Source organism: Pseudomonas anguilliseptica (assembly GCF_900105355.1).
Taxonomy (GTDB): Bacteria; Pseudomonadota; Gammaproteobacteria; order Pseudomonadales; family Pseudomonadaceae; genus Aquipseudomonas; species Aquipseudomonas anguilliseptica.
Genome location: NZ_FNSC01000001.1, coordinates 702,003 through 727,426, shown reverse-complemented (window position 1 = coordinate 727,426; position 25,424 = coordinate 702,003). Strand labels below are relative to the sequence as shown.

Genomic DNA, 25,424 nt, shown 5'->3' with positions numbered 1-25,424 from the left:
TCAAAGTAGGCCGCTGGGTACGCTGAGCACATCCAGGTGCAGGCGCGCACTGTTGCTCAATTCACCGCCCTCACCGCACACCGCCGAGCCTGAACGGCCGCGGGTTTTGACGCGGTAGAGCATCTCGTCGGCTGCCTTGTACAGCGCGGTAAAGGTGCCGGCGTGTTGTGGATACAGCGCCACACCAATGCTGATGGCCACGGTCAGCCGTGCGGCGCCGTACATCACCGGCTTGGCCAGCTCGGCGAGCAGGCGATTGGCAATTTCCCGCGCATGCTCTTCGGCATCGGCACCGCACACCAGTACGGCAAACTCGTCGCCGCCCAGGCGTGCCACGGCGTCGCCTGCGCGTACATGCTCACGCAGGCGCAGGGCGATCTGTTGCAGCATCAGGTCGCCGGCATCGTGGCCGTGCTTATCGTTGATCGGCTTGAAATGGTCGAGGTCGATCAGCAGCAGGGCAATCGCTTCGCTGTGCCGACGGGCGTTGGCCAGGGCGGTTTCGCAGCGTTCAACCAGGTAACGGCGGTTTGGCAGTTCAGTCAGCGGGTCGTGAAACGCCGCGTGCTGCAGCGCCTGCTCACGCTGGCGCAGGCGTTCATTGGTGGCGGCCAGTTCTGCGGTGCGCAGTTCAACCGAGTGCTGCAGTTCGGCGGCATTGGCCTGGGCCTGGGCCAGGCGTGCGGTTTTTTCACGGTCGGCCTGGAGAATCGCATCGGCCTTTTCCTGTTTGAGAATCTGGATGCGATAAGCCAGGGCGAAGGAGAACAGGATCGCCTCGGCCGCCACTGCCAGCGGGAACAGGTAAGCGGTGGACTCGCCCGGCTGCACCACGCCGGCGGCGCGCAGCACCAGAATCACAAAGCTCAGCAGCACGCTGCCGTAGCCCAGCAGGTAGAACAGCGCCGGGGTAAAGCCCTGTCTCCAGCGGATGACGGCACTGAGCAGCAGGGTAGGGACGGTGACAATCGGGATCAGCCCGATCAGCAGGCCGGTTTCACTGCGATAGCCGGCGAGGTTGACCGCCAGGGCCAGCAGGTAGACCACGATACAGCCGTTGAGGATGGTGTGGGCAATGCGCAGGGTGGTGCGGGTGGACAGCAGTGCCTGGGCAAAACGCAGGATGCCGAGGCTGACCAGAATGGGCGGGGTGATGCGATCCAGCCAGGCGGGCACCGGGTCGTCAGGCCAAAGGTACTGGAAGCCGTGGCCGCTCATGCTGGCAATACATACCAGTGAGGCCGCCATGGTCAGTACATACCAGAGGTACGCCGGGTCGCGCAGGGCCAGCAGGATAAACAGGTTGTACAGCAGCAGGGCGAGAATCACCCCGTAGATCAGACCGAGCACCAGATGCTCGCGCTTGGCCAGTTGCTCGAGGTCGTGCAGCTGCCAGATACGCAGCGGGAAGGAGTTGCCGGCCGGATCAAAGGTGCGCAGGTAAATGGTTTGCGCCTGCTCGCCGAGCGGTGGCAGGCGGAATAACGCGCGGCGGTAATCGTGGTCGCGGCCTTCGGCGAAACCGACGCGTTCACCGGCCTGGCGCAGTTGCCATTGGCCTGTGGCGCTAGGAAGGAATATTTGCAGGTCGAGCAGGGTGACCGCGCCGACTTCCAGCCACCATTGTGCGGGCGCGTCACTGCTGCGCTGCAGGCTGAGTTTGATCCACCAGGGGTTGCCGCTCTGACCCACGCTGGTGCGTCCGGCGGCGGGTTGAAAGCGGCTTTGCACGGCGGGGTCGGTCATGTCGGCAATGCTCAGTTGGCCGTCGACATCCTCCAGCAGTTCGATCTGCCGTTGAGCACGCTGCCACTACTTGGCGCACTCAGCAGCACCGGGTTGGCAAAGCTCGGGCCGCTAAACAGGCTCAGCAATAGCAGGATGGATAAGGTGAGGCGCTGCACTGCGGACTTCCTGATGTCGAGTGGCGTTTGCGCGAGTATAGGCGCAGCTGTGTGATCGTTCACAGAAGTTGCCGGCACGACATTGGTTTGGTGATAACTGTGCTGTGAGCGTTGATCGCTGCCTTCGTGTAATCAGCCCAAGCCACTGGGTACATTCAGCACATCCAGTTGCAGGCGCGCGCTGCTGCTCAGCTCGCCGTTCTCCCCGCAAACGGCCGAGCCTGAACGACCGCGGCTCTTGACCTTGTAGAGCATTTCGTCGGCGGCCTTGTACAGCGTGGTGAAGTTGCTGGCGTGACGCGGATACAGCGCCACGCCGATGCTGATGGTTACGGTGAGGCGGTCGGCACCGTAGGCCACCGGCTTGGCCAGCTCGTCCAGCAGGCGGCGGGCGATATCGCGGGCATGCTGTTCGGCGTCCTCGCCGCAGATCAGTACGGCAAATTCATCGCCACCCAGGCGCGCCACCGCATCACCCGAGCGTACGTGCTCGCGCAGACGTTGAGCGATGCTTTGCAGCATGAGGTCGCCGGCATCGTGGCCGTATTTGTCGTTGATCGGTTTGAAATGGTCGAGGTCAATCAGCAGCAGAGCCGTGGCTTCATTGTGCCGACGGGCATTGGCCAGCGCCGCTTCGCAGCGCTCGACCAGAAAACGTCGATTGGGCAGCTCGGTCAGCGGGTCGTGGAAGGCGACGTGCTGGAGCTCGCGCTCGCGTTCGCAGAGTTGCTGGTTGGCCTGCGCCAGTTCGGCAGTACGCAGTTTGACCGCACTTTGCAGTTCATCGGCGCTGCCTTGCATCTGCGCCAGACGTGCCGTTTTTTCGCGATCGGCCTGTTCCAGGGCTTCGGCTTTTTCCTGCTTGAGCGTTTGGATACGGTACGCCAGGGCGAAGGAGAACAGGATCGACTCGGCTGCCACTGACAGCGGGAATACATAAGCATTCCAGGTGGCCGGCTGTACCAGGCCGGTGGCGCGCATCAGCGCCAGACTGATGCTGCCGAGAATCAGGCCATAGCCAAAGAGATAGAGCAGGGCCGGGAAGTAACCCTGGCGCCAGCGAATCAGGGCCGAGCCCAGCGCTGCAGGGATGCTGGTCAGCGATAGCAGGGCAATGATCCAGGCAGCGGTATGGCGTTGTCCCAGGCCCTCCAGGGCGACTGCAATCACATAGCAGATGCAGGCCAGGCTCAGCAGATGATGAGCCCAGCGCACATGGGTGCGAGTTTGCATCAGGCATTGAGTAAAGCGGCAGGCGCAGAAGCCCCACAGCGATGGCAGGGTGACACGGTCCAGCCAGAAGGGCACAGGATTGTTTGGCCACAGGTACTGAAAACCATGGCCGCTCATGCTGAGGATCATCAGCAGCGCGCCGGCGGTGGTCAGCACGTACCAGAAATAGGCCGAGTCGCGCAGGCTGAAGAAGATAAACAGGTTGTACAGCAGCAGTGCGGCGATGATGCCGTAGACCACGCCAAGTGCGAGGTTCTCTTCTGCGGCGCCTTGGATCAGCTGATCCAGCTGCCAGGCGCGCATCGGGAACGAGTTGCCGGCCGGGTCATAGCTGCGCAGATAAAAGGTCAGCGGTTGTGGGCTCAGCTCCGGCAGCTTGAACAGCATGTGGCGGAATTCGTGATCGCGGCCTTCTTTATGGTTGACCAGCTCGCCGGATTGTCGCTCCTGCCAGCGGCCATTCTGCCCAGGCAGGTACAGGCGCAGGTCGAGCTGGGTGACCGAACTGACTTCCAGCCACCACTGGCTGGGGGCATCGCTAGTGCGCTGCAGGGTAACCTTGATCCACCAGGGGTTAAGACTCTGGCCTACGCTGGCGCGGCCATTGGCCGGCTGGAAGCGGCTCTGAATGGCCGGGTCGGCCATATCGGCAATGGTCAGTTGTGCGCTGCTGTCTTCCAGCAGTTCGAAGTCGGTGTTCAGGGAAATGCCACTGCTGGTGGGCGTGAGAGTGATGGCTGCACTCGAAAGGCCAGGCAGCAGGGCTAGGCTCAGCATGATTAGGATGGAAAAAGCTAAGCGTTGCAGCACGTTCACCCCTTGTCCCGGCTATTGGCGGCCGATGTTATGCGCTGGAGTATAGCCGTAAGCCACTACAGGAAGACTACAAGCTGTAGGGGATTTTACGCGCTTAATCCGAGTGTCTGAGTCGGGTTTGGTTAAAATTTGTGCTATATTCCGCGCCCGCGATTTTCCATCCCTGTTCGCCAACACCGGTCACTTTTCATGCCCATGCAAGCCGCCAAGCCGTTATTCGATTATCCAAAGTACTGGGCCGAGTGTTTCGGGCCGGCGCCTTTCCTGCCGATGAGCCGGGAAGAGATGGATCAGCTTGGCTGGGACAGTTGCGATATCATCATTGTCACCGGTGATGCTTATGTGGATCACCCCTCGTTCGGCATGGCGATTATTGGCCGCCTGCTGGAGTCGCAAGGCTTTCGCGTGGGCATCATTGCCCAGCCGAACTGGCAGTCGAAAGACGATTTCATGAAGCTCGGCGAGCCGAACCTGTTCTTCGGCGTCGCGGCCGGCAACATGGACTCGATGATCAACCGCTACACCGCCGACAAGAAAATCCGCTCCGACGACGCCTACACCCCTGGCGGCCTTGCCGGCAAGCGCCCGGACCGCGCCAGCCTGGTGTACAGCCAGCGCTGCAAAGAAGCCTACAAACACGTGCCGATCGTGCTCGGCGGTATCGAGGCCTCGCTGCGCCGTATTGCGCACTACGACTACTGGCAAGATCGCGTGCGCAACTCGATCCTGATCGACGCCAGCGCCGATATCCTGCTGTATGGCAACGCCGAGCGCGCCATCGTCGAAGTGGCCCAGCGCCTGTCCTATGGCCACAAGATCGAAGACATTACCGACGTGCGCGGCACCGCGTTTATCCGCCGCGACACGCCGCAGGGCTGGTACGAAGTGGACTCCACCCGTATCGACCGTCCGGGCAAGATCGACAAGATCATCAACCCGTACGTGAATACTCAGGACACCGCGGCCTGCGCCATCGAGCAGGAGAAAGGTGCGGCCGGCTCAGGCCCGCAAGAAGATCCGAACGAACCGAAGGTCGTGCAGATTCTTGCCAGCCCCCGGATGACCCGCGACAAGACGGTGATCCGCCTGCCGTCGATGGAAAAGGTGCGTAACGACCCGGTGCTCTACGCCCACGCCAACCGCGTGCTGCACCTGGAAACCAATCCGGGTAACGCCCGTGCGCTGGTGCAGAAACATGGTGAGGTGGATGTGTGGTTCAACCCGCCACCCATCCCGATGACCACCGAGGAAATGGACTACGTGTTCGGCATGCCCTATCAGCGCATTCCGCACCCGGCCTATGGCAAGGAGAAGATCCCGGCCTACGAGATGATCCGCTTCTCGGTGAACATCATGCGTGGCTGTTTTGGCGGCTGTACCTTCTGCTCCATTACGGAACATGAGGGGCGGATCATCCAGAACCGTTCGGAAGAGTCGATCATCCGCGAGATCGAAGAGATCCGCGACAAGGTGCCGGGCTTTACCGGGGTGATTTCCGACCTTGGCGGGCCGACCGCAAACATGTACCGCATCGCCTGCAAGAGCCCGGAAATCGAATCCGCGTGCCGCAAGCCGTCCTGCGTGTTCCCCGGTATCTGCCCGAACCTGAATACCGATCACTCCAGCCTGATCCAGCTGTACCGCAGTGCGCGTGCTCTGCCGGGGGTGAAGAAGATCCTCATCGCCTCGGGGCTGCGCTACGACCTCGCCGTCGAGTCGCCGGAGTATGTCAAGGAGCTGGTCACCCACCACGTCGGCGGCTACCTGAAGATCGCCCCGGAGCACACCGAGGAAGGCCCGCTGAATCAGATGATGAAGCCGGGCATAGGCAGCTACGACAAGTTCAAGCGCATGTTCGAGAAGTACTCGAAAGAGGCGGGCAAAGAGCAGTACCTGATCCCATACTTTATCGCAGCGCACCCTGGCACCACCGACGAGGACATGATGAACCTGGCGCTGTGGCTCAAGGGCAACGGCTTCCGCGCCGACCAGGTGCAGGCGTTCTACCCCTCGCCGATGGCCACCGCCACGGCCATGTACCACTCGGGCAAGAACCCGCTGCGCAAGGTCAGCTACAAGAGCGACGGCGTGACCATCGTCAAGAGTGAAGAACAGCGTCGGCTGCACAAGGCCTTCCTGCGTTACCACGACCCGAAAGGCTGGCCGATGCTGCGTGAAGCGCTGTTGCGCATGGGCCGTGGCGATCTGATCGGGCCGGGCAAGAATCAGCTGATCCCGCTGCATCAGCCCGCCACCGACAGCTACCAGAGCGCACGCCGCAAGAATTCGACGCCGGCTGGTAGCCACAAAGTCGCCAAGGACACCAGCAAGAGCAAGCCGATGCTGACCCAGCACACCGGCTTGCCACCACGCGATACCGGTGCGGCCGGTGGTAGCCCCTGGGACAAGCGCGAGAAGGCCAAGGCCGCGGCGCAGGCGCGTAACCAGCAGGCGGCGAAGGAGCGTGCCGATGCCGCTAAAGGTAAAGGCAAGAAGCCGCCGAAGAAGCCGGTGGTGCCGCGCTGATTCTGCAGCCATAAAAACGCCAGCGTTGAGCTGGCGTTTTTTATTCTGGCGTTTGCGGTTTTGTCGCGGCTAAAGCGGAACGCCGCCCGGCCCTCCCGCAATCACTGCAAGCTAGGTGGGAGGGGCTTTAGCCGCGAGCTGTTGCAGTGTTTAGCCGTAACGCTTGTGCGCCTCGATGGCCAGGCCGCTGCCGATGCTGCCGAAGGTGTTGCCTTCCACATGCTGGGCATTCGGCAGCATTGCCGCGACGCTCTGGCGCAGTGCCGGAATACCGCTGGAGCCGCCGGTAAAAAACACCGTATCGACCTGCTCAACACTGACGCCGGCATCGCCGAGCAGTTGGGTGACGCTGGCACGCACGCGCTCCAGCAGCGGTTCGATGGCATCCTCAAACAGTGTGCGGGTCAGCTCGGCGACCAGGCCATCTTCCAGGCGGCTGAGGTCGATGGGGCGGGCATCCTGTTCGGTCAGGGCGATCTTGCTTTCTTCCACCTGCATGGCCAGCCAGTGGCCGTCGCGGCGCTCGATCAGCTGGAACAGGCGGTCGATGCCGGTAGGGTCGACGATGTCGTAGCGCATGCTCTGCAGTTGGCGCTGCGACTGCGCCGAGTACACCGCGTTGATGGTGTGCCAGGTGGCCAGGTTGAGGTGGGTGCTGGTGGGCATCGGTGCATCGCTCTTCATCCGGCTGCCGTAACCGAACAGCGGCATCACCCCGGCCAGGGACAGTTGCTTGTCGAAGTCGGTACCGCCGATATGTACGCCGCCGGTGGCGAGGATGTCGCTGTGACGATCCGCCACTGCGCGGCGTTCGGGCGCCAGGCGCACCAGGGAGAAGTCCGAGGTACCACCGCCGATATCGACGATCAGCACCAGCTCTTCGCGGCTGATGCCCGACTCATAGTCGAAGGCTGCGGCGATGGGCTCGTACTGGAACGACACGTCCTTGAAACCGAGGCTGTGCGCCACGGCCACCAGGGTGTTCTGTGCTTCCAGGTCGGCCACCGGGTCATCGTCGACGAAGAACACCGGGCGGCCCAGCACCACTTCTTCAAAGGGACGGCCGGCAGTGGCCTCGGCGCGGTTTTTCAGCTCACCGATAAAAAAACCGAGCAGGTCTTTAAACGGCAGGGCGCTGCCCAAGACCGTGGTTTCGCTTTTCAGCAGTTTGCTGCCCAGCAGGCTTTTCAGCGAGCGCATCAGCCGGCCTTCGTAGCCTTCCAGGTATTCCTGCAACGCCAGGCGGCCGTACACCGGGCGACGTTCTTCGAGGTTGAAGAACACCACCGAGGGCAGGGTGATCTTGCCGTCTTCCAGGGGAATCAGGGTTTCGGCGTCGGGGCGCAGCCAGCCGACGGTGGAGTTGGAGGTGCCGAAGTCGATGCCGCAGGCGCGGGCGGGTGTAGAGAGAGTCATGCGGCGCGCTGTTCCTGAATAAGTACCGGGAGGTTTCTGGGCATCCTGTCACGACAGCTGGCCAGTGGCTGTCGTGAAGGGGCCGCAAAAACGGCCGCGCATTCTATGCGAGTGTGCGGCGCAATGCTGCCCCCGGTTATCCGGTGTGTGCGACTCAGGGCAAGGGCGGGTTGTCAGGGTTGGTGCGGCGGCTCTGCCACTGCGTCCACTCGAAGCCCAGTACCACCAGCAGCGACAGGGCGAACGGCAACAGCAGGTAGAAGTAGCGGAACACGATCAGCGCGGCGAGAACGTCCGCCGCTGGCAGCTCGGGCATCGCCGCGAGGAAGGTCACTTCCAGCACACCCAGGCCGCCGGGGGCGTGAGACAGCAGCGCCAGCGAGAACGAGGCGAGGAATACGCCGAACACCACTAGATAGCCTGGGTTGTTCTCCGCTGGCAGGGCGAAGTAGATGATCGCTGCCGCGCAAGCCAGCTCCAGTGGGCCGGCCAGCAACTGGCGGCCGACAATCCCCAGGCGTGGGTATTCGAGATGCAGCTTGCCCCAGTGCCAGGGCTTGAAGTGCCGCCAGGAACCGAGCACATAGAGCGCGACCAACAGCAGCAGGAGCACGCCGATGATTTCGGACACCAGCGGCGTGACTTTCGCCACGCGGTGGATCAGATCCGGCTCCAGCACCAGTACGCAGCCGCTGGCGAGGATGGTGCCGAGGGCGAAGGTAAAGGAGCAGAAGACGATCAGAATGCCGATTTCCTGCGGCGTCATGCCTTTGGTGCGGTAAGCGCGGTAACGCACCAGGGCGCCGGAGAACACTGAGGCGCCGATGTTGTGGGCCAGCGCATAGGTAGTGAAGGAGCACAGACTGATAAAGCGCCAGGAAATCTTTTTGCCCAGGTGAGCGAGGGCGATGCGGTCGTACCAGGCCAGGGCGCTATAGGCGCTATAGGCGCCAAGGGTGGCTGCTGCGGCCAGCAGCCAATCCAGGCGTGGAATGGCGCGCAGGCTGTCGGCGATTTCATTCAGGGAGATAGTGCGCACTTGGTGATAGAGCAAGTAGCACGACAGCAGCACGGCGCCGAGCCCCACCAGGGTCCAGACCAGATCGCTCCTTTTCATCACGGATGCAGCTCCACTGAGATCACTTCCTCGCACGCGCCTGTGCGAAGGCTGCGCAGTATCACGGAGGCATGGCCGATGCTCAACCTCGGACTTGCCGTTGGCGTTACGGCGTGTGTCGCGCGTGGTGTAACTCAGCTCCAGCCGAGGGTCAGGGCTGCCAATACAGCATAGCGGGCGGTTTTCGCCAGGCTGACGATCAGCAGGAAAAACCACAGGCGTTCGCGCATCACCCCGGCCACCAGGGTCAGCGGGTCGCCGATGATCGGCATCCAGCTCAGCAGCAGTGACCAGCGACCATACCGTGCGTAGCCGCGCTGTGCCTGCTGCAGGCGTGCTTCGCTGACGGGGAACCAGGACTTATGGCGAAAGTGTTCCAGGTAGCGGCCGAGCAGCCAGTTGAGCAGTGAGCCGAGGATATTGCCGACGCTGGCCACCGCCAGCAGCGCCCAGGGTGAATAGGCGCTGCTGAGTAGCAGCGCCACCAGCACGCTTTCCGATTGCAGCGGCAGCAGGGTGGCGGCGCCAAGGGCCGAAACAAACAGGCCGAGGTAGGCGGAAAACGTCAACACCCTTGGTACGCCAGGCAGCGTTGTTTAAGACTGTTTTTCCTGCTCGGCATTGGCCATCACGTCTTCCAGCTTGAGGCCGGTAAGCCCGTGAATGGTGCGCCAGAGGTAATAGAAGATGGCCATCAGCATGATCATCGAGGGGATCGCGATCATCGGATAGCTGAGCAGGTTCATCCGCCCCAGCTCTTCGTTGAAGGCTTCGCTACCAGCCGGGCTGATCACGATCCACTTGGCCAACACGTAGTTCATCGCCGAGGAAAAGAAGAAGGTGCCGCTCAGCCAGTAGGTGGCCCTGAGCAAGCGCGCTTCGAAGCGCTCGGTATTGCCGGCCTGCTCCAGGCGCTCATGGATTTTGTCGACGTTGAGCACGGTCTTGTTGAACAGCATGGTGCGAATCAGCGGGAAGCGGGTGCGGGTTGATACCAGCACGGCAATACCGATGATGCCGGGGATCGCCGCTTCCTTGATCGCCAGCCATTGGTTGTCCAGCTTGAGCAGGCCAATGCCGCCGGTAAGCAGCACACTGATCAGGCCGAGCAGCGCGATAAAGTTGAATTTGCGGTACTTGAGCAGCTCGAAACTGCCCCAGCCCAGCGGGAAGGCCAGCGCCAGTATCAGCGCGCCGTCGGCACCCAGTCGGCTCTCGCCACTGAGTTTCATCAGAATCAGGGAGGGAATCAGGATACTGACCAGCAAATCGATCAGCGGGCGGGGTTTGTGCGTGGCCTGAGTGCTTTGCGTGGTATCGGTCATGTCATTCAAAGTGCAGGAAAGAGACGCGATGATGGCCTGCTTGAGCGGCGGCTACCAGCCCAGCCGTCGCCTGGAGTGTGAAAAAGTGTGAGGGGCAGGTGTGTAACACGGTTTTCTGGCGGATGACCGCTAGTCCCATGCCCGGCGAGGCTAATGGCCTGATGCTAGAGTGATATCAGTAACTCTACGGTGACGCCTGAGCGCTGTTAGGTGTGGTGCACGAATGTTGTGCATAGCGTCGCCAGGTTTTGGGAGTGATGCTGATGTACTGCCGATGCCAAGCGAACTATGTGCTGCTATTCGTTGTGTTGACCAGTTGGACTACTCAAGCGTTGGCAAAGGACTGTATCGGTGTGGTGGCGGCGGGAGCCACGCCCTTCTGGGTGCAGGTGGAGGCGGGCGCGCGACAGGCGGGTCAAGCGCTTGATCTGGACGTGCATTTCCGCGGGCCCAGCCGCGAGGGACGGGTGGAAACCCAGCTGCAGATGATCAATTGGGTGTTGGAATATGGCTGCAAGGCGCTGGTTATCGCCCCCAGCGGCCCCGAGATCGCCCCACGTGTGCAGCAATTGGCGGGCAGTGGCATCAATACCGTGTATTTCGACCGTGATCTGCCCGGAAGTGCAGTGCGCGGTGTGGTCTCCACTGATAATTTCCTCGCCGGCGTGCAGGCCGGGCAGGCCCTGGCTGTGGCGCTCGGCGGGCAGGGCAAGGTCGCGTTGTTGCGCCTGAAGGCCGGCGTGCTCTCGACCAGCGAGCGTGAGCGTGGCTTTCGCCAGGGCGCGGAGCAGGGTGGCCTGAGTATCCTGGTCGATACCTTTATTGGCGACGACAGCCAGGCGGCGGTGGATGCCTTGCGTGAGCAGTTGCCGCAACTGGCTGGGGTGTTCACCCCCAACAGCACCAGCTCACGTGCCGCTCTGGCGGCACTGCGCCGACTCGGCAAGGCGGGTGAGCTCGTTCATATCGGTTTCGATGGTGATCCTCTGTTGATTGAAGCGCTGAGCAAGGGCGAGATCCATAGCCTGATGATCCAGCAAGCCCATGCCATCGGTTATCAGTCCGTGCAATTGGCCGCACAAAGCCTGCGTGGCGAACTTGCGCCGCAGCCGGTGAATATCGCGCTGCAGGTGCAGCAGGTAAATCGCGAGAACCTGGCGCAATGGCAGCGGGCCCGCGAGTTTGAACTTTCCGGTAATCCCTAAGCTCGCGCTGATTTGCCGCAGAACGTTGCTGGTTGCTGAACCAATGGCTGTTTATCATTCTGCTTTTCGGCCCATTGTTTGTGTGTTTGCAGGTGTTGCCCAATGTGGTTGAAGTCCTGGTTTGTTGTGTTGTTGCTTGGCTGCTGTACATCTGCGCAGGCTGCCGAGTTGCGCCTGTATACCGAGGAGTACCGGCCGCTGAGCTATATCGAAGATGGCAGGCTGACTGGTATGGCCGTGGAAGTGGTCGAGCTGCTGATTCAGCGTACCGGACAGGACACCCGCATCGAACTGGTGCCCTGGACCCGCGGTTACCATCAGGTGCAGCGCGAGGCCAACAGCGGCTTGTTCTCCACGGTACGCACCGCACGGCGCGAGGCACTGTTCCAGTGGGTCGGGCCGATTGCCCGGGGGTATACCAGCTTCTATGCGCGACGCGGCGCCGGGTTGAATGTGCGCACGCTGCAGGAGTCGGGCGCTTCAACACCCTCGCGGTGCCCAAGCAGTGGTACTCCTATGAGTACCTCAGCGACCGTGGTATGAAAAACCTCTACGGAGTGCCAACGCCCCAGCACATGATGAAAATGTTCAAGTACGGCCGTATCGAGCTGTTGGTGGCGAATAACCTGGCACTGGATGACATGCTTTCGCAGCAAGGCATGCGCCGTGATGAGGTGGAATTGCAGTTCACCTTTATGGGGGACAACTCCTATATCGCCTTTTCGAACAACACCGACCCTGCTCTGGTCCGGCAATGGCAGCTGGCCCTTGATGAGTTGCTGCGCGACGGCAGCCTGGAGCGGATTCATAAACGCTGGTTTACCCAGCCGTTCAGCCTGCCGACCGCACCTTCCTTGCCATAACGCGACTTGCCCGGCTATGAGCTAGGCTGAAGTCAGTACCGGGAGAACCCACTTTGCTCAAACCATGCTGCGCGCTGATGATCTGGCTACTGCTCTGTCTGGTCGGGTCCGTGCGTGCCGAGTTGTATCTGCTTACCGAGGAAGCGCCGCCGACCAGCTTTAGCCGTGATGGCGAGTTGCACGGCCTGGCCGTAGAAGTGGTGCGTGCGCTGATCGAGCGTACCGGCGACCCCGGCAAGATCGAGCTGTTGCCCTGGACGCGCGGCTACCACCTGGCTCAGCAGGAGCCGAATACGGCAATTTTCTCCACCGTGCGTACGCCGGAGCGTGAGAGCAAGTTTCAATGGGTCGGCCCGCTGCTGATTGGCACCACCAGCTTCTACTCGCTGAAATCGCGCAATCTGCGTTTCGACAACCTGCAGCAAGCCGCCGAGAGCGGGCCGCTGGCCGTGCCGAAACAGTGGTACACCTTTGAAACCCTCAGCGCGCGTGGTTTCAAGAATCTCTACGGGGTTCCCAGCTCGAAGAATATGGTGACCATGCTCAAACATGAGCGGGTGCAGTTGATCGCCACTGAAGACCTGACTCTCAAGGACGAACTGGCCAGCGGCGGTTTGCGCCCGGACCAGGTGCAGGCGCACTTGCCCTTTATGCGGTCGGCTTACTACATAGCCTTCTCCCCGCAGACCGATAAGGCGCTGGTCGAACGCTGGCGGCGCGCCCTCGATGCCATGCATGAGGACGGCAGCTTCGCGCAGATATTCCGCCGCTGGCTGCCGCATGCCGAGTTACCGACGGCCACTGAATAGCCCGCTGCTCTGCAATGCGCGGCCTGCTAACCTGACGCCTGCTATGTCGATCTGACTTCGTTGAGCCCACCTATGCCGCCCCCACGTCCTGCCTTGCCTGATTTTGCTGCGCGCGCCCAGTTGTTCGGCCATCTGGCGGCTATGGAAAAAGCCGGTGTGCCAGTCGAGCGGGCGCTGCTCAGCCTGCAAGTGCCAGCGCGCGCCAGGGCTGCGCTGGCCAGCCTGCAAGCTCATATCGCCGGCGGTAGTGATATGGCCAGTGCCGGGCTGCGCAGTGGCTTGTTCGCTCCGCTGGACAGCACCTTGCTGCATGCCGCTCAGACCAGCGGCTGCCTGGCGGCGGTTTATCAGCGCTTGGCCGAGCGTTACAACCACCGGGCGCAACAGGCCGCCGCCGTGAAGTCACGCTTGCTGTTGCCGGCAGCCGTGTTGGTGCTGGCGCTGTTTATCCAGCCGCTGCCCGCATTGGTCGGCGGCCAGCTGAGCATCGCCGGTTATCTGTGGGGTGTGCTCTGGCCGTTGCTGGTGCTGGGCACGCTCTATGGCCTGGGTCGTGGGTTTTACCTGCGTCGTGAGCGCGCGCCTGCTGGTGAGGCTTCGCCGTTCGATGGCCTGTTGGCGAATGTGCCGATTCTCGGTCCCGCGTTGCTGCGGCGTAATCTGCGCGACTTTTTCGACAGCCTGGGGCTGATGCTGGAGGCTGGCATGCCCATGCTCGAAGCCCTGCCCAAGGCCTGCGCGGTGATCCGCCATGCGCCGTTGCGCAACCGCTTCAGCGGTGTGCAGTTGGCTGTGCAGCGCGGGCAAAACCTGGCGCAGGCGTTGGCCAGTGTGGATTTCCCCGGGCAAGGGTTGGCCCTTGGGCTGATTCGTACGGGGGAGGCCAGTGGCGCCTTACCGGCCAGCCTGCTCAACTATGCCGAGGTGGAAACCCAGAAGCTGGATAGCCTGACCGAACAGCTGGCCACCTGGCTACCACGCGTGCTGTATGCCGGGGTGATGCTGTGGATGGCCTATGGGCTGCTCACCGGTGGCGGCTTTGGTCCACGCTTGCCTGCGGACTTGGGTTAGTGCGCGGCGGGTGAGCTGAAAGGCGGGCGCAAGGTTACTGGTCGACTATGTAGTTTTACTACATGACGGTTTTTGTAGTTTTGCTACATAATCCCTTGCTCAGAATTGACCATGACCGATGGTGCACCCCATGCAAAGAGCCTCGCATTACGACCTTCGCGCGCAATTTCGTGCGCTTCTTGCTTCGAATAGCTGCTATCACACCGCTTCTGTGTTCGACCCTATGGCTGCTCGAATTGCCGCTGACCTGGGCTTTGAAGTGGGCATTCTGGGTGGTTCTGTAGCTTCACTACAAGTATTGGCCGCACCGGATTTCGCCCTGATCACCCTCAGTGAGTTTGTCGAGCAGGCCACGCGGATTGGCCGCGTTAGCCGCCTGCCGGTCATAGCCGATGCTGACCACGGCTATGGCAATGCGCTCAACGTAATGCGCACCGTGGTGGAACTGGAGCGCGCCGGTATTGCTGCGCTGACCATCGAAGACACGCTGCTGCCGGCGCAACTCGGCCGCAAATCGACCGACCTGATCAGCATCGACGAAGGTGTCGGCAAAATCCGCGCGGCCCTGGAGGCACGGGTTGATCCAGACCTGGCGATCATCGCTCGCACCCATGCCGGCGTGCTGGATGTCAGTGAGGTGGTTCGCCGTACCCAGGCCTATCAGGCGGCCGGCGCTGATGCCATCTGCCTGGTTGGGGTCGAGGATTTTGCCCACCTGGAGCAGATCGCCGCAGCCCTGAGTATTCCGCTGATGCTGGTCACCTATGGCAACCCCAAGCTGCGTGACAACGCCCGTCTGGCCAGCCTCGGCGTGCGCATTGTGGTCAACGGCCATGCGGCTTACTTCGCGGCGATCAAGGCCACTTACGACTGTCTGCGTGAGCAGCGCGGCGTCGATGCCTGCGACCTCAGTGCCACCGAGTTGACCCACACCTACACCCAACCCGAGGACTATATCGTCTGGGCGCGCGAGTTTATGGAGGTCAAGGAGTAGGGCGACCGCGTGCGCTTGAGATTCGCCCGCAGACGGCGCATATCTAGAGGTATACACAGCGGAGGACAATTGCGATGGCCGGTGGTTGGGCAACTGACGGGGCGGTACAGGAGCAGATCGACAGCAGCATCGAGGACGCCATCCAGCGTGCTCGCAGCCAACTGCCGAAAGGCGAGAGCCTGAGCCACTGCGAGGAGTGCGACGCGGTGATTCCTGAGGCGCGGCGCAACTCCATACCCGGCGTGCCCCTGTGCGTTGCCTGCCAGACCGAGCACGACAAGGAGCAGGCCAGATTCAGCGGCTATAACCGCCGGGGCAGTAAGGACAGTCAGCTGCGCTGAGGGTGTCTGGCTCTTGTTGGGTTTCACCGCTTCGCGGCTTAACTGCAACCTACGGGTGACTATGTAGGTTGCGGTTGAGCGTAGCGAAGCCCAACAGGTACTTGGCATGTCTCGTTGGGCTTTGTCGCTTCGCTCCTCAACCCAACCTACGGAGTTCCGCTCCAGTCTGCTGGCAGCAGGCCTTGGCGCACGTAGCGGTGAATGGATGAATATGGCCAGTCAATTGGCTGCTGGGCATGGCCGTGCTTGACCGGGTTGAAGTGGATGTAGTCGATATGCCGCTGCAAGTCATGCTCATCGCGAATGCAATGCTCCCAATAGCGCCGCTGCCAGATGCCTCGCTCTCTTTTGAGATGACGCGAAAGCGAAACGCATTCGCCTCGTTCTATCTGACGGCTGAAACCTGGTTTGATCAGGGCCCATCTAGTTGGGTAATCCAGATCGTCTTTCGGTAGTTGCCAGATGCAATGTAGATGGTCGGGTAACACCACCATTGCCAGAATATCGAATGGATTGCTGGTGCGAACGCGGCGAATGCTTTGGCGCAGTGGCTCGATATGGTCGGTCAGCAATGTTTGGCTGCGATCAGCGAGCGTGACCGTAAAGAAGTAGGTGCCGCCTGGCACCCAGGCGCGTCGATAACGCATATTCACCGTCCTTGGTGAGTGCAATATGTTTCGAGTGTAGATCAGGGGGCTGGGTGTTGGGCTTCTCCGCTGCGCGGCTCAACCGCAACCTACGGGTTTCTATGCAGGTTGCGGTTGAGCGCAGCGAAGCCCAACACCTGGATCAGAACAGGAAATAGCGCTGCGCCATTGGCAGCACCTCGGCCGGCTCGCACCAGAGCAGCTGGCCATCGGCTTTGACCTGATAATTCTGCGGGTCCACTTCGATAGTCGGTAGGTAGTCGTTGTGGATCAGATCGCTCTTCTGCACCGAGCGGCAGCCTTTGACCACGCCGATCTTCTTCTTCAGGCCCAGCTGCTCGGGTACACCTGCATCAAACGCGGCCTGGCTGATAAAGGTGATGCTGGTGGCATGCCGACTGCCGCCGTAGCTGGCGAACATCGGGCGGTAGTGCACTGGCTGTGGCGTTGGGATCGAGGCATTGGCGTCGCCCATCAGGCTGGCGGCAATCGCCCCGCCTTTCAAAATCAGCGTCGGCTTGACCCCAAAGAACGCCGGGCGCCAGAGCACCAGATCGGCCCACTTGCCCACTTCAATCGAACCCACTTCATGGCTGATGCCGTGGGTGATCGCCGGGTTGATGGTGTATTTGGCGATATAGCGTTTGACCCGGAAGTTGCTGTTGCCCGGGCCGTCGCCGTCCAGCGGGCCGCGCTGCTTGTGCATCTTGTCTGCGGTCTGCCAGGTGCGCGTGATCACCTCGCCAACCCGGCCCATGGCCTGGCTGTCGGAGCTGATCATGCTGAACGCGCCGAGGTCATGCAGGATGTCTTCGGCGGCGATGGTTTCGCGGCGAATCCGTGACTCGGCGAAGGCCACGTCCTCGGCGATGCTCGGGTCGAGGTGGTGGCAGACCATCAGCATGTCCAGGTGTTCATCGATGGTGTTCTTGGTGAACGGTCGGGTCGGATTGGTCGAGCTGGGCAGCACATTAGGAAAGCCGCAGGCCTTGATAATGTCAGGCGCATGGCCGCCGCCGGCACCTTCGGTGTGATAGGTGTGAATGGTGCGGCCCTTGAACGCGCCGAGGGTGGTTTCGACGAAGCCGGACTCGTTCAGCGTGTCGGTGTGTATCGCCACCTGCACGTCGTACTGGTCGGCCACGCTCAGGCAGTTGTCGATGGCCGCTGGAGTGGTGCCCCAGTCCTCGTGCAGCTTGAGGCCGATGGCGCCGGCCTTGACCTGCTCGATCAGCGGCTCCGGCAAGCTGGCATTGCCCTTGCCGGTAAAACCCAGGTTCATCGGGAAGGCGTCGGCGGCCTGCAGCATGCGCGCCATATGCCAGGGCCCCGAGGTGCAGGTGGTGGCGTTGGTGCCGGTGGCCGGCCCGGTGCCGCCGCCGATCATGGTGGTCACCCCACTCATCAACGCCTCTTCGATCTGCTGCGGGCAGATAAAGTGGATATGGGTGTCGATACCGCCCGCAGTGAGGATCATGCCCTCGCCGGCGATTACCTCGGTGCCGGCACCGATGGCGATGGTCACGTCGGGCTGGATATCCGGGTTGCCGGCCTTGCCGATGGCGGCGATGCGGCCGTCCTTGAGGCCGACGTCGGCCTTGACGATGCCCCAGTGGTCGATGATCAGCGCGTTGGTGATCAGGGTATCGACCACATCCGCTGCACACAGTTGACTCTGGCCCATGCCGTCGCGGATCACCTTGCCGCCGCCGAACTTCACCTCCTCGCCATAGCTGGTGAAGTCCTGCTCCACTTCGATCCATAGCTCGGTGTCGGCCAGGCGCACCTTGTCGCCGACGGTGGGGCCGAACATATCGGCATAGGCTTGGCGGGAGATTTTCATCAATCAACGTCCTGAACAGTGCGTGCGGTTGAGTGCTGTGGGAGGGGCTTTAGCCGCGATACCGCGGAGTCGCGGCTAAAGCCCCTCCCTAAGGCCCTGATAAGTGTGCTTAATCCAGTTCGCCCATCACCCGTCCGGCAAAGCCGAACACGCGGCGATGGCCGGCCAGGTCGACCAGTTCCACTTCGCGGCTCTGCCCCGGCTCGAAGCGCACTGCAGTGCCGGCCGGGATATTCAGGCGCATACCGCGTGCGGCGCTGCGGTCAAAGGTCAGCGCGTCATTGGTTTCGAAGAAGTGATAGTGCGAGCCGACCTGGATGGGCCGGTCGCCGCTGTTGGCCACGCTCAAACTGATCGTGCGACGGCCGGCATTAAGCTCGATTTCGCCGTCCTGAATCTGGTATTCGCCGGGAATCATGGATGTGGCCTCGACAAGGTTTTGTAGTAGATGGCGTTTGCTCGGTATTGGCCGTCAGGGCCACAGGCATAGTCGGGTAGCCCGCCGATGCAGCTGTAGCCAAGTGCCTGATAGAAGGCTTCGGCATCGCTGCCGGCTTCGGTGTCCAGGTACAGCAAACCGCGTTGTCGCTCGGCTGCTTCACCTTCCAGGCGCTGCATCAGGCTGTTGGCGATGCCTCGGCGGCGGGCGTTGCTGTGTACCAGTAGCTTCTGCACTTCGGCGCGGTTGAGGCCATTAGGTTTCTGGCACAGCACCAGTTGCACGCTGCCCAGCACCTGGCCCTGCTCACGGGCCAGCCAGAGCAGGTGGGTGCCGTCATGTATGCCGGCCAGTACCTGGTCGAAATAGACATTGGCCGCGTCAGCATCGAGGTCGGCGAGAAAGCCCACCGAGGCGCCATGTGCCACGGAGTCGAGCAGCAGGGCCCGCAGGCCCTGGCGATAAGGCTCAAAGTCAGCTGCGTCGAGGCGCTCAATGCTCAGCATCAGGCTTCACTCCTTTCGGGGCGAAGCATCAGTTGCATAAAGGTGAGGTCCAGCCAGCGGCCGAACTTGCGGCCGACCTGGGGCATCTGGCCGGTGGTGACGAAACCGAGGCGCTCGTGCAGGCGGATTGAGGCGCTGTTGCCGCTCTCGATGGCGGCGACCATCACGTGCAGACCGGCCGCTTGCGCGCGTTCGATCAAGGCGTGCATGAGCAACGGGCCGAGGCCCTGACCGCGTTGGTCGCTGCGTACATACACCGAGTGCTCAACGGTGTGGCGAAAGCCTTCGATGGCGCGCCAGGTGCCGTAGCTGGCATAGCCGAGCACCTCGCCCGTGTCGCTGTGGGCCACCAACACCGGAAAGTCGGCCGCGCTGCGTTCATTCAGCCAAGCCTGGCGGTTGCCCAGGTCGACCAGGGTTTCGTTCCAGATCGCCGTGGTGTGCTGCACGGCATCGTTGTAGATGGCCAGGATGGCAGGCAGGTCGGCGGCGGTAGCGTCTTGAATAATCATATTCAGGCGATCGGCTGATGGACGGTGACCAACTTGGTGCCGTCAGGAAAGGTCGCTTCGACCTGAATCTCCGGGATCATTTCCGCGATGCCTTCCATCACCTGATCGCGAGTCAGCAGAGTGGTGCCGTAGTGCATCAGCTCGGCGACGGTCTGGCCGTCGCGCGCGCCTTCGAGCAGCGCGGCGGAGATATAGGCCATGGCTTCCGGGTAGTTGAGCTTTACCCCACGGGCCAGGCGACGTTCGGCCACCAGGCCGGCGGTGAAGATCAGCAGTTTGTCTTTTTCGCGGGGTGTCAGGTCCATCGTTCAGGTGCTCCAGATTCGTGGGGGGACGGCCGTGCGGCCGAGCAGGGCCGGGCGCAGCAACTGCCAGAGGGCAATCAGCCAGGCGCGCGCGTGCAAGGCTTCGTCGGTCAGGCAGCGGGCCACCAGCAGGCCGGGTAATTGAGTCAGGTCGCCGCGCACCGCTGTGTTCAGGTTGCGACAGTGTTCCAGCAGTTCGCTGTCGATTTCACCGCTGATCAGCAGGGTGGCAAACACCGGTTTGCCCGCCAGGCCGATGGGCGAGTCGAGTAGGCCATCGGCACCGACCACGCGCTGACGTTCGTGCCAGAGCAGCTGGCCGTCGCGGCGGATATTCAGCTGGGCCTGGAAGTGGCCGGCATCGAAGCGTTCACCGCTGGCGGGACGGCCGAGGGCGACGATGTCCCAATAGAGCAGCCTGGCATCGCCCTCAAGGTCGATCTCGGTGGTCAGTTCCGCCTGGGCAGCGGCGTAGACAATGGTTTCCTGCGGCAGCCATTCCAGGGTGGCACCGGCTTCGACGCGCAGCTTGAGGCTTTGGTACGCCGGGCCGGCGGCGCGGTACCACTTGGCTGCACCGGGACTGGTCAATTGTGCCCAGGCGTTGCTGTCGACCTTGGCCGAAATATCCAGGCGGTCACCGCCGGCAATGCCGCCGGGCGGGTGGACGATGATGTGCTGGCACACCTCGGGCCCTTCGGCGTACAGGTGCTTCTGCACCCGCAGCGGGCCTTTATGCCGGCGCAAGGTCGGCCGTGTGCAGTCACCGTCGCGGCCATAGCCCAGCTCCAGCTCGGCGTGCCAGCTGGGGGTGAAGACGGCGGCGGGGGCGTTCATGCCTTCACCCGGTTGCGCCGTTGGCGCCAGGCTTGCACGGCGGAGTAAACACTTAGTAGCACCAGGCCCAGGCTGACCGCCAACCACCATTGCAGGTGCATGCCGTAGTAGGGCGGTGCATGCAGCGCACCTTGCAGCCAGAATAGCGCCAGGCCGATGGCCAGCACGCTGGCGCACAGCGCGCGGCCCCAGGAGCGGCAATAGGAGCGCGGGCGCAGTATCGCCAGCAGCAGGCTGCATTCGGCCAGGACGACGGCGCAGAAAACCAGCACCGGTTTCAGCGGGTAGGGCAGTTCACTGCCGGCGGGCAGGGCGCGTAGCATCCAGTAGTCCGGCTGGCTGCCGGCCCAGATCAGCAGGGCGATGCCCGTCAGTGCAGTGAGCGGGAGCAGGGCGTGACGCAGGGCAAACATCGGGGCCTCGAGTCCGTGGGCGAAAGCCTGATTATGCGCAAAGTGCAGTGCCAGCGTCGTCATTCAGATTGCGACCAGTCCGCGCACGCCGTCGGCTTCCATGGTTTCGCCACGGCCCTGCTGGACGATTTCGCCACGGCTCATCACCAGGTACTGATCGGCCAGCTCGGCGGCGAAATCATAGAATTGCTCGACCAGCAGGATGGCCATGTCGCCGCGTTCGGCGAGTTTCCTGATCACCACGCCGATCTCCTTGATCACTGAAGGCTGAATGCCTTCGGTGGGCTCGTCGAGGATCAGCAGGCGCGGTTTGCTGGCCAGCGCGCGGCCGATGGCCAGCTGTTGCTGCTGACCGCCGGAGAGGTCGCCACCGCGGCGTTGCTTCATCTCGCGCAGCACCGGGAACAGCTCGTAGATAAATTCCGGCACCACCTTGGCTTCGCTGCCGGGAAAGCGTGACAGGCCCATCAGCAGGTTTTCTTCCACGGTCAGGCGGCCAAAGATCTCCCGGCCCTGGGGCACGTAGGCGATGCCGGCGTGCACGCGCTGGTGCGGTTTGAAGGCGGTGATGGGCTGGCCTTCCCAGTTCACCGCGCCTTCCTTTGCGGGGATCAGGCCCATCAGGCATTTCAGCAATGTGGTCTTGCCCACGCCGTTACGCCCGAGCAGGCAGGTGACTTCGCCGAGCGTCACGTCGAACGACAGACCCCGGAGGATATGGCTGCCGCCGTAGTACTGATGCAGTTGCTCAACTTGCAGCATGTCGATGTCCTTGTTTATGCGTAGGGTGGATCGCGCTTTATCGATCCACCGTGCAGTGGCTGTGGTGGATGAGAAAAGCGTCATCCACCCTACGTTCTAGCGGCCGAGATACACCTCGATCACCCGCTCATCGTTCTGCACCTGCTCCAATGAGCCTTCGGCCAGCACGCTGCCCTGGTGCAGCACGGTGACGTGGTCGGCAATGCTGCCGACGAAGCCCATATCGTGCTCCACCACCATCAGCGAGTGTTTGCGCGCCAGCGACTTGAACAGCTCGGCGGTGAACTCGGTTTCGGCGTCGGTCATGCCCGCCACCGGCTCATCCAGCAGCAACAGTTGCGGGTCCTGCACCAGCAACATGCCGATCTCGAGAAACTGTTTCTGCCCGTGCGACAACAGCCCGGCGGGGCGATTGCGTGAGGCGTCGAGCTTGATCGTCTGCAGCACTTCATCGATGCGGTCTTTCTGCTCGCCGCTGAGTTTGGCGCGCAGGCTGGCCCACACCGACTTGTTGGTTTTCTGCGCCAGTTCGAGGTTTTCGAACACGCTGAGCGCTTCGAACACCGTTGGCTTCTGGAACTTACGACCGATGCCGGACTGGGCGATTTCCACCTCGCTCATCTGGGTCAGGTCGAGGGTTTCACCGAAGTAGGCGACGCCGTTGTCCGGGCGGGTCTTGCCGGTGATCACGTCCATCATGGTGGTCTTGCCGGCACCGTTGGGGCCGATGACGCAGCGCAGTTCACCGACGCCGATGTACAGGGTCAGGTTGGTCAGCGCCTTGAAACCATCGAAGCTGACGTTGATGTCTTCCAGGGTCAGGATGGTGCCGTGACGAACGTTCAGGCCCTTGCTGGCCAGGGTACTTGCACCAATCGCATCGCGGCCGCTGCCGGCCGGGTCATAGGCGGGTTCGAGCATCAATTCGGGGACCGGAGTGGCGCGCATCATTGCTCTCCCTTTTTACGCAGCAGGCCGATGACCCCTTTGGGTAAGAACAAGGTCACGACGATAAACAGAAAGCCCAGGGCGAACAGCCAGTACTCGGGGAAGGCCACGGTAAACCAGCTCTTCATACCGTTGACCAAGCCTGCGCCGAGCAGCGGGCCGATCAGCGTGCCGCGCCCGCCCAGGGCGACCCACACGGCCGCTTCGATGGAGTTGGTCGGCGACATTTCACTGGGGTTGATGATGCCCACCTGCGGCACATACAAGGCGCCAGCCAGCCAGGCCGCACAGCACGGCGCTGAGCACCCAGATAAACAGCTTGTAGCCGCGTGGGTCGTAGCCGCAGAACATCAGGCGGTTTTCCGCATCACGCAGCGCGGTGAGCACCCGGCCGAACTTGCTGCGCGCCAGGGTCCAGCCCAGGTACAGGCTGGCCACCAGCAACACCACCGTGGCGAAGAACAGCACCGCGCGGGTGTGCGCCGAGGTGATGTCGAAGCCGAGAATGGTGCGGAAGTTGGTAAAGCCGTTGTTGCCGCCAAAGCCGGTTTCGTTGCGAAAGAACAGCAGCATGCCGGCGAAGGTCAGCGCCTGGGTCATGATCGAGAAGTACACGCCCTTGATCCGCGAACGGAAGGCGAAGAAGCCGAACACCAGCGCGAGCAACTCAGGGGCCAGCACCACCAGGCACAGCGTCCAGAGGAAGTTGCTGGTGCCGTACCAGTACCAGGGCAGTTCGGTCCAGGCGAGGAAGCTCATAAACGCCGGCAAGCCGTCGCCGGCCGCTTCGCGCATCAGGTACATACCCATGGCGTAACCGCCGAGGGCAAAGAACAGGCCGTGGCCGAGCGACAGCAGGCCGGCGTAACCCCAGACCAGATCGAGCGCCAGGGCGACGATGCAGTAACAGAGGATCTTGCCGACCAGGGTCAGGCTGTAGGCCGAAACATGCAGGGCGTGCTCCGCCGGCAGCAGGTGCAGCAGCGGCATGGCCAGCAGCACGGCGAGTACCAGCAGGCCGATGGCCAGCGACACTTGCGGGCCAAGCTTGACGCTGGCACGGGCCAGCAACGTTTGATTCAGGGGCATAGTCATCAGTCGATCACCCGTCCTTTCAAAGCAAACAGACCTTGCGGGCGTTTCTGAATAAACAGAATGATCAGCGCGAGGATAAGGATCTTGCCGAGCACGGCACCGATCTGCGGTTCGAGAATCTTGTTGGCGATGCCCAGACCAAAGGCCGCCATCACGCTGCCGGCGAGTTGGCCAACGCCGCCGAGCACCACCACCAGGAAGGAGTCGATGATGTAGCTCTGCCCTAGGTCCGGGCCGACGTTGCCGATCTGGCTCAGCGCCACGCCGCCGAGGCCGGCGATACCGGAGCCCAAACCGAACGCCAGCATATCCACCCGTCCCGTCGGTACGCCGCAGCAGGCCGCCATATTGCGGTTCTGGGTTACGGCGCGCACGTTGAGGCCGAGGCGGGTCTTGTTCAGCAGCAGCCAGGTCAGCGCCACCACAAACAGGGCGAAGCCGATGATCACGATGCGGTTGTAGGGCAGCACCAGGTTCGGCAGCACCTGAATGCCGCCGGACAGCCAGTAGGGGTTGGCCACTTCGACGTTCTGCGCGCCGAACAGTACGCGTACCAGCTGGATCAGAATCAGGCTGATGCCCCAGGTGGCCAGCAGGGTTTCCAGTGGGCGACCGTAGAGGTGGCGAATCACCGTGCGCTCCAGCGCCATGCCGATGGCGGCGGTGACGAAGAATGCCACCGGCAGCGCTACCAGCGGGTAGAGTGCGAGGGCTTCCGGGGCAAAGCGCTGGAACAGCACCTGCACCATATAGGTGGAGTAGGCGCCGAGCATCAGCATCTCGCCGTGGGCCATATTGATCACGCCGAGCAGGCCGAAGGTGATGGCCAGGCCGAGTGCGGCCAGCAGCAGGATCGAACCGAGCGACAGGCCGCTGAAGGCCTGGCCGAGCAGCTCACCGATCAGCAGTTTGCGCTTGACCTGAGCCAGGCTGGTTTCGGCGGCGGTGCGTACCGTCGGGTCGCTTTCCACGGCCGGGTCGAGCAGGGCTTCCAGGCGGGTGCGGGCCAGCGGATCACCGGTTTCACCGAGCAGGCGCACGGCCAGGTCGCTGTCGACCAGCTGCAGGTTGGCCAGGGCCAGGGTCAGAGCGTCGCGCACGGCATCATCAGTTTCGCTAGCGACCTGGGCGTTGAGCAGTTGCAGTTGCGCCGGTTTGGCACTCTTTTGCAGTTGCTGGGCGGCAGCCAGGCGCAGCGCCGGGTCATCGACCAGCAGCTGGTGGCTGGCCACCGCAGTGGCGATCAGGCCGCGCAGGCGGTTATTCAGGCGCAGCTTCTTCGGTGTTTCGACCGGTTGTGCGGCGCCTTCGGCGGGCTGATAAGCGCCACTTACTTCGATAAAGGCGGTTTTGCTGCTGTCGGCGGCGACGCGACCTTGTTGCAGGGCTTCGAGCAGCGGCAGGCGCGCGGCATCCGGCGCGGCGGACCAGCGTTCGAGCAGGCTGGCAAGCCTTGGCCCGGATGTATTCCGGGCAGGGCGTTCCCGGCATACATCC

24 protein-coding genes and 2 pseudogenes are annotated in these 25,424 nt (G+C 62.4%); 8 read left to right on the top strand and 18 right to left on the bottom strand.

Annotation, left to right across the window (positions count from 1 at the left end):
* Together BLW24_RS03500 and BLW24_RS03495 are read right to left on the bottom strand one after the other, a co-directional pair.
* A pseudogene (locus BLW24_RS03500) lies at positions 1-1,904 on the bottom strand (diguanylate cyclase).
* A gap of 132 nt (positions 1,905-2,036) precedes the next feature.
* Positions 2,037-3,914, bottom strand: a complete 1,878-nt coding sequence (locus BLW24_RS03495; protein WP_208600132.1) for a diguanylate cyclase — start codon at positions 3,912-3,914, stop codon at positions 2,037-2,039.
* Between the two features lie 234 nt (positions 3,915-4,148).
* On the opposite strand from BLW24_RS03495, the gene BLW24_RS03490 reads away from it, so the two are divergent.
* The gene (locus BLW24_RS03490) at positions 4,149-6,479 is read left to right on the top strand and encodes a YgiQ family radical SAM protein (RefSeq protein WP_090376746.1); all 2,331 of its coding nucleotides are present in this window, start codon (positions 4,149-4,151) and stop codon (positions 6,477-6,479) included.
* A gap of 150 nt (positions 6,480-6,629) precedes the next feature.
* Here BLW24_RS03490 and BLW24_RS03485 read toward each other — a convergent pair whose 3' ends face one another.
* The 4 genes from BLW24_RS03485 to BLW24_RS03470 form a co-directional block, all read right to left on the bottom strand.
* Positions 6,630-7,895, bottom strand: coding sequence for an Hsp70 family protein (locus BLW24_RS03485; RefSeq protein ID WP_090376742.1), 1,266 nt, complete (start codon positions 7,893-7,895; stop codon positions 6,630-6,632).
* A gap of 154 nt (positions 7,896-8,049) precedes the next feature.
* Positions 8,050-9,015 (bottom strand): lysylphosphatidylglycerol synthase transmembrane domain-containing protein, encoded by a 966-nt coding sequence (locus tag BLW24_RS03480; RefSeq protein WP_090376739.1) that lies wholly within the window; start codon positions 9,013-9,015, stop codon positions 8,050-8,052.
* Positions 9,016-9,146: 131 nt separating this feature from the next.
* Entirely contained in the window at positions 9,147-9,584 is a 438-nt protein-coding gene (locus tag BLW24_RS03475; protein WP_090376735.1) for a YqaA family protein, read from the bottom strand.
* Positions 9,585-9,608: 24 nt separating this feature from the next.
* Positions 9,609-10,337, bottom strand: a complete 729-nt coding sequence (locus tag BLW24_RS03470; protein ID WP_090376733.1) for a VC0807 family protein — start codon at positions 10,335-10,337, stop codon at positions 9,609-9,611.
* 290 nt (positions 10,338-10,627) lie between these two features.
* Here BLW24_RS03470 and BLW24_RS03465 point away from each other — a divergent pair, with 290 nt between their 5' ends.
* From BLW24_RS03465 to BLW24_RS03440, 7 genes are all read left to right on the top strand, one after another.
* Entirely contained in the window at positions 10,628-11,542 is a 915-nt protein-coding gene (locus BLW24_RS03465) for a substrate-binding domain-containing protein (protein WP_167360316.1), read from the top strand.
* Positions 11,543-11,644: 102 nt separating this feature from the next.
* Positions 11,645-12,085, top strand: a complete 441-nt coding sequence (locus BLW24_RS26335; RefSeq protein ID WP_244161075.1) for a substrate-binding periplasmic protein — start codon at positions 11,645-11,647, stop codon at positions 12,083-12,085.
* A gap of 35 nt (positions 12,086-12,120) precedes the next feature.
* The gene (locus BLW24_RS26330) at positions 12,121-12,405 is read left to right on the top strand and encodes a hypothetical protein (RefSeq protein ID WP_420874979.1); all 285 of its coding nucleotides are present in this window, start codon (positions 12,121-12,123) and stop codon (positions 12,403-12,405) included.
* 77 nt (positions 12,406-12,482) lie between these two features.
* Entirely contained in the window at positions 12,483-13,214 is a 732-nt protein-coding gene (locus BLW24_RS03455) for a substrate-binding periplasmic protein (RefSeq protein WP_090376726.1), read from the top strand.
* A gap of 72 nt (positions 13,215-13,286) precedes the next feature.
* A complete protein-coding gene (locus BLW24_RS03450) occupies positions 13,287-14,285 on the top strand; it encodes a type II secretion system F family protein (RefSeq protein ID WP_090376723.1) in 999 nt (332 codons plus the stop codon).
* A 130-nt stretch (positions 14,286-14,415) separates the two neighbouring features.
* The gene (locus tag BLW24_RS03445; protein WP_090387619.1) at positions 14,416-15,279 is read left to right on the top strand and encodes an isocitrate lyase/PEP mutase family protein; all 864 of its coding nucleotides are present in this window, start codon (positions 14,416-14,418) and stop codon (positions 15,277-15,279) included.
* Between the two features lie 74 nt (positions 15,280-15,353).
* A complete protein-coding gene (locus tag BLW24_RS03440; protein ID WP_090376720.1) occupies positions 15,354-15,620 on the top strand; it encodes a DksA/TraR family C4-type zinc finger protein in 267 nt (88 codons plus the stop codon).
* Positions 15,621-15,766: 146 nt separating this feature from the next.
* Here the strand turns inward: BLW24_RS03440 and BLW24_RS03435 are convergent, their stop codons facing one another.
* The 12 genes and pseudogenes from BLW24_RS03435 to urtB all read right to left on the bottom strand — a co-directional run bounded on the left by BLW24_RS03435 (position 15,767) and on the right by urtB (position 25,369).
* Positions 15,767-16,267, bottom strand: coding sequence for an REP-associated tyrosine transposase (locus tag BLW24_RS03435; RefSeq protein ID WP_090376715.1), 501 nt, complete (start codon positions 16,265-16,267; stop codon positions 15,767-15,769).
* Positions 16,268-16,409: 142 nt separating this feature from the next.
* On the bottom strand, positions 16,410-18,110 hold the full coding sequence (gene ureC, locus BLW24_RS03430) for an urease subunit alpha (protein WP_090376711.1): 1,701 nt from the start codon (positions 18,108-18,110) through the stop codon (positions 16,410-16,412).
* A 109-nt stretch (positions 18,111-18,219) separates the two neighbouring features.
* Positions 18,220-18,528, bottom strand: coding sequence for an urease subunit beta (locus tag BLW24_RS03425; protein ID WP_090376709.1), 309 nt, complete (start codon positions 18,526-18,528; stop codon positions 18,220-18,222).
* Positions 18,525-19,055, bottom strand: a complete 531-nt coding sequence (locus BLW24_RS03420; RefSeq protein ID WP_090376706.1) for a GNAT family N-acetyltransferase — start codon at positions 19,053-19,055, stop codon at positions 18,525-18,527. Before BLW24_RS03420 ends, BLW24_RS03425 begins: the two co-directional genes overlap by 4 nt.
* The gene (locus BLW24_RS03415; protein WP_420874978.1) at positions 19,055-19,567 is read right to left on the bottom strand and encodes a GNAT family N-acetyltransferase; all 513 of its coding nucleotides are present in this window, start codon (positions 19,565-19,567) and stop codon (positions 19,055-19,057) included. Before BLW24_RS03415 ends, BLW24_RS03420 begins: the two co-directional genes overlap by 1 nt.
* Before the next feature lie 2 nt (positions 19,568-19,569).
* Positions 19,570-19,872 carry an urease subunit gamma gene (gene ureA / locus BLW24_RS03410; protein ID WP_003347927.1) on the bottom strand — a complete coding sequence of 101 codons (303 nt, stop codon included), beginning with the start codon at positions 19,870-19,872 and terminating at the stop codon, positions 19,570-19,572.
* A gap of 3 nt (positions 19,873-19,875) precedes the next feature.
* Positions 19,876-20,709, bottom strand: a complete 834-nt coding sequence (locus tag BLW24_RS03405) for an urease accessory protein UreD (RefSeq protein WP_090376701.1) — start codon at positions 20,707-20,709, stop codon at positions 19,876-19,878.
* The gene (locus BLW24_RS03400) at positions 20,706-21,122 is read right to left on the bottom strand and encodes a hypothetical protein (RefSeq protein WP_139272632.1); all 417 of its coding nucleotides are present in this window, start codon (positions 21,120-21,122) and stop codon (positions 20,706-20,708) included. Before BLW24_RS03400 ends, BLW24_RS03405 begins: the two co-directional genes overlap by 4 nt.
* 63 nt (positions 21,123-21,185) lie before the next feature.
* On the bottom strand, positions 21,186-21,884 hold the full coding sequence (urtE, locus tag BLW24_RS03395) for an urea ABC transporter ATP-binding subunit UrtE (RefSeq protein WP_090376696.1): 699 nt from the start codon (positions 21,882-21,884) through the stop codon (positions 21,186-21,188).
* A 96-nt stretch (positions 21,885-21,980) separates the two neighbouring features.
* Positions 21,981-22,832, bottom strand: coding sequence for an urea ABC transporter ATP-binding protein UrtD (gene urtD / locus BLW24_RS03390; protein ID WP_090376693.1), 852 nt, complete (start codon positions 22,830-22,832; stop codon positions 21,981-21,983).
* A pseudogene (gene urtC / locus BLW24_RS03385) lies at positions 22,832-23,927 on the bottom strand (urea ABC transporter permease subunit UrtC). Before urtC ends, urtD begins: the two are co-directional and overlap by 1 nt.
* Positions 23,927-25,369 carry an urea ABC transporter permease subunit UrtB gene (gene urtB / locus BLW24_RS03380; protein WP_420875023.1) on the bottom strand — a complete coding sequence of 481 codons (1,443 nt, stop codon included), beginning with the start codon at positions 25,367-25,369 and terminating at the stop codon, positions 23,927-23,929. Before urtB ends, urtC begins: the two are co-directional and overlap by 1 nt.
* Positions 25,370-25,424 lie beyond the last annotated feature (55 nt).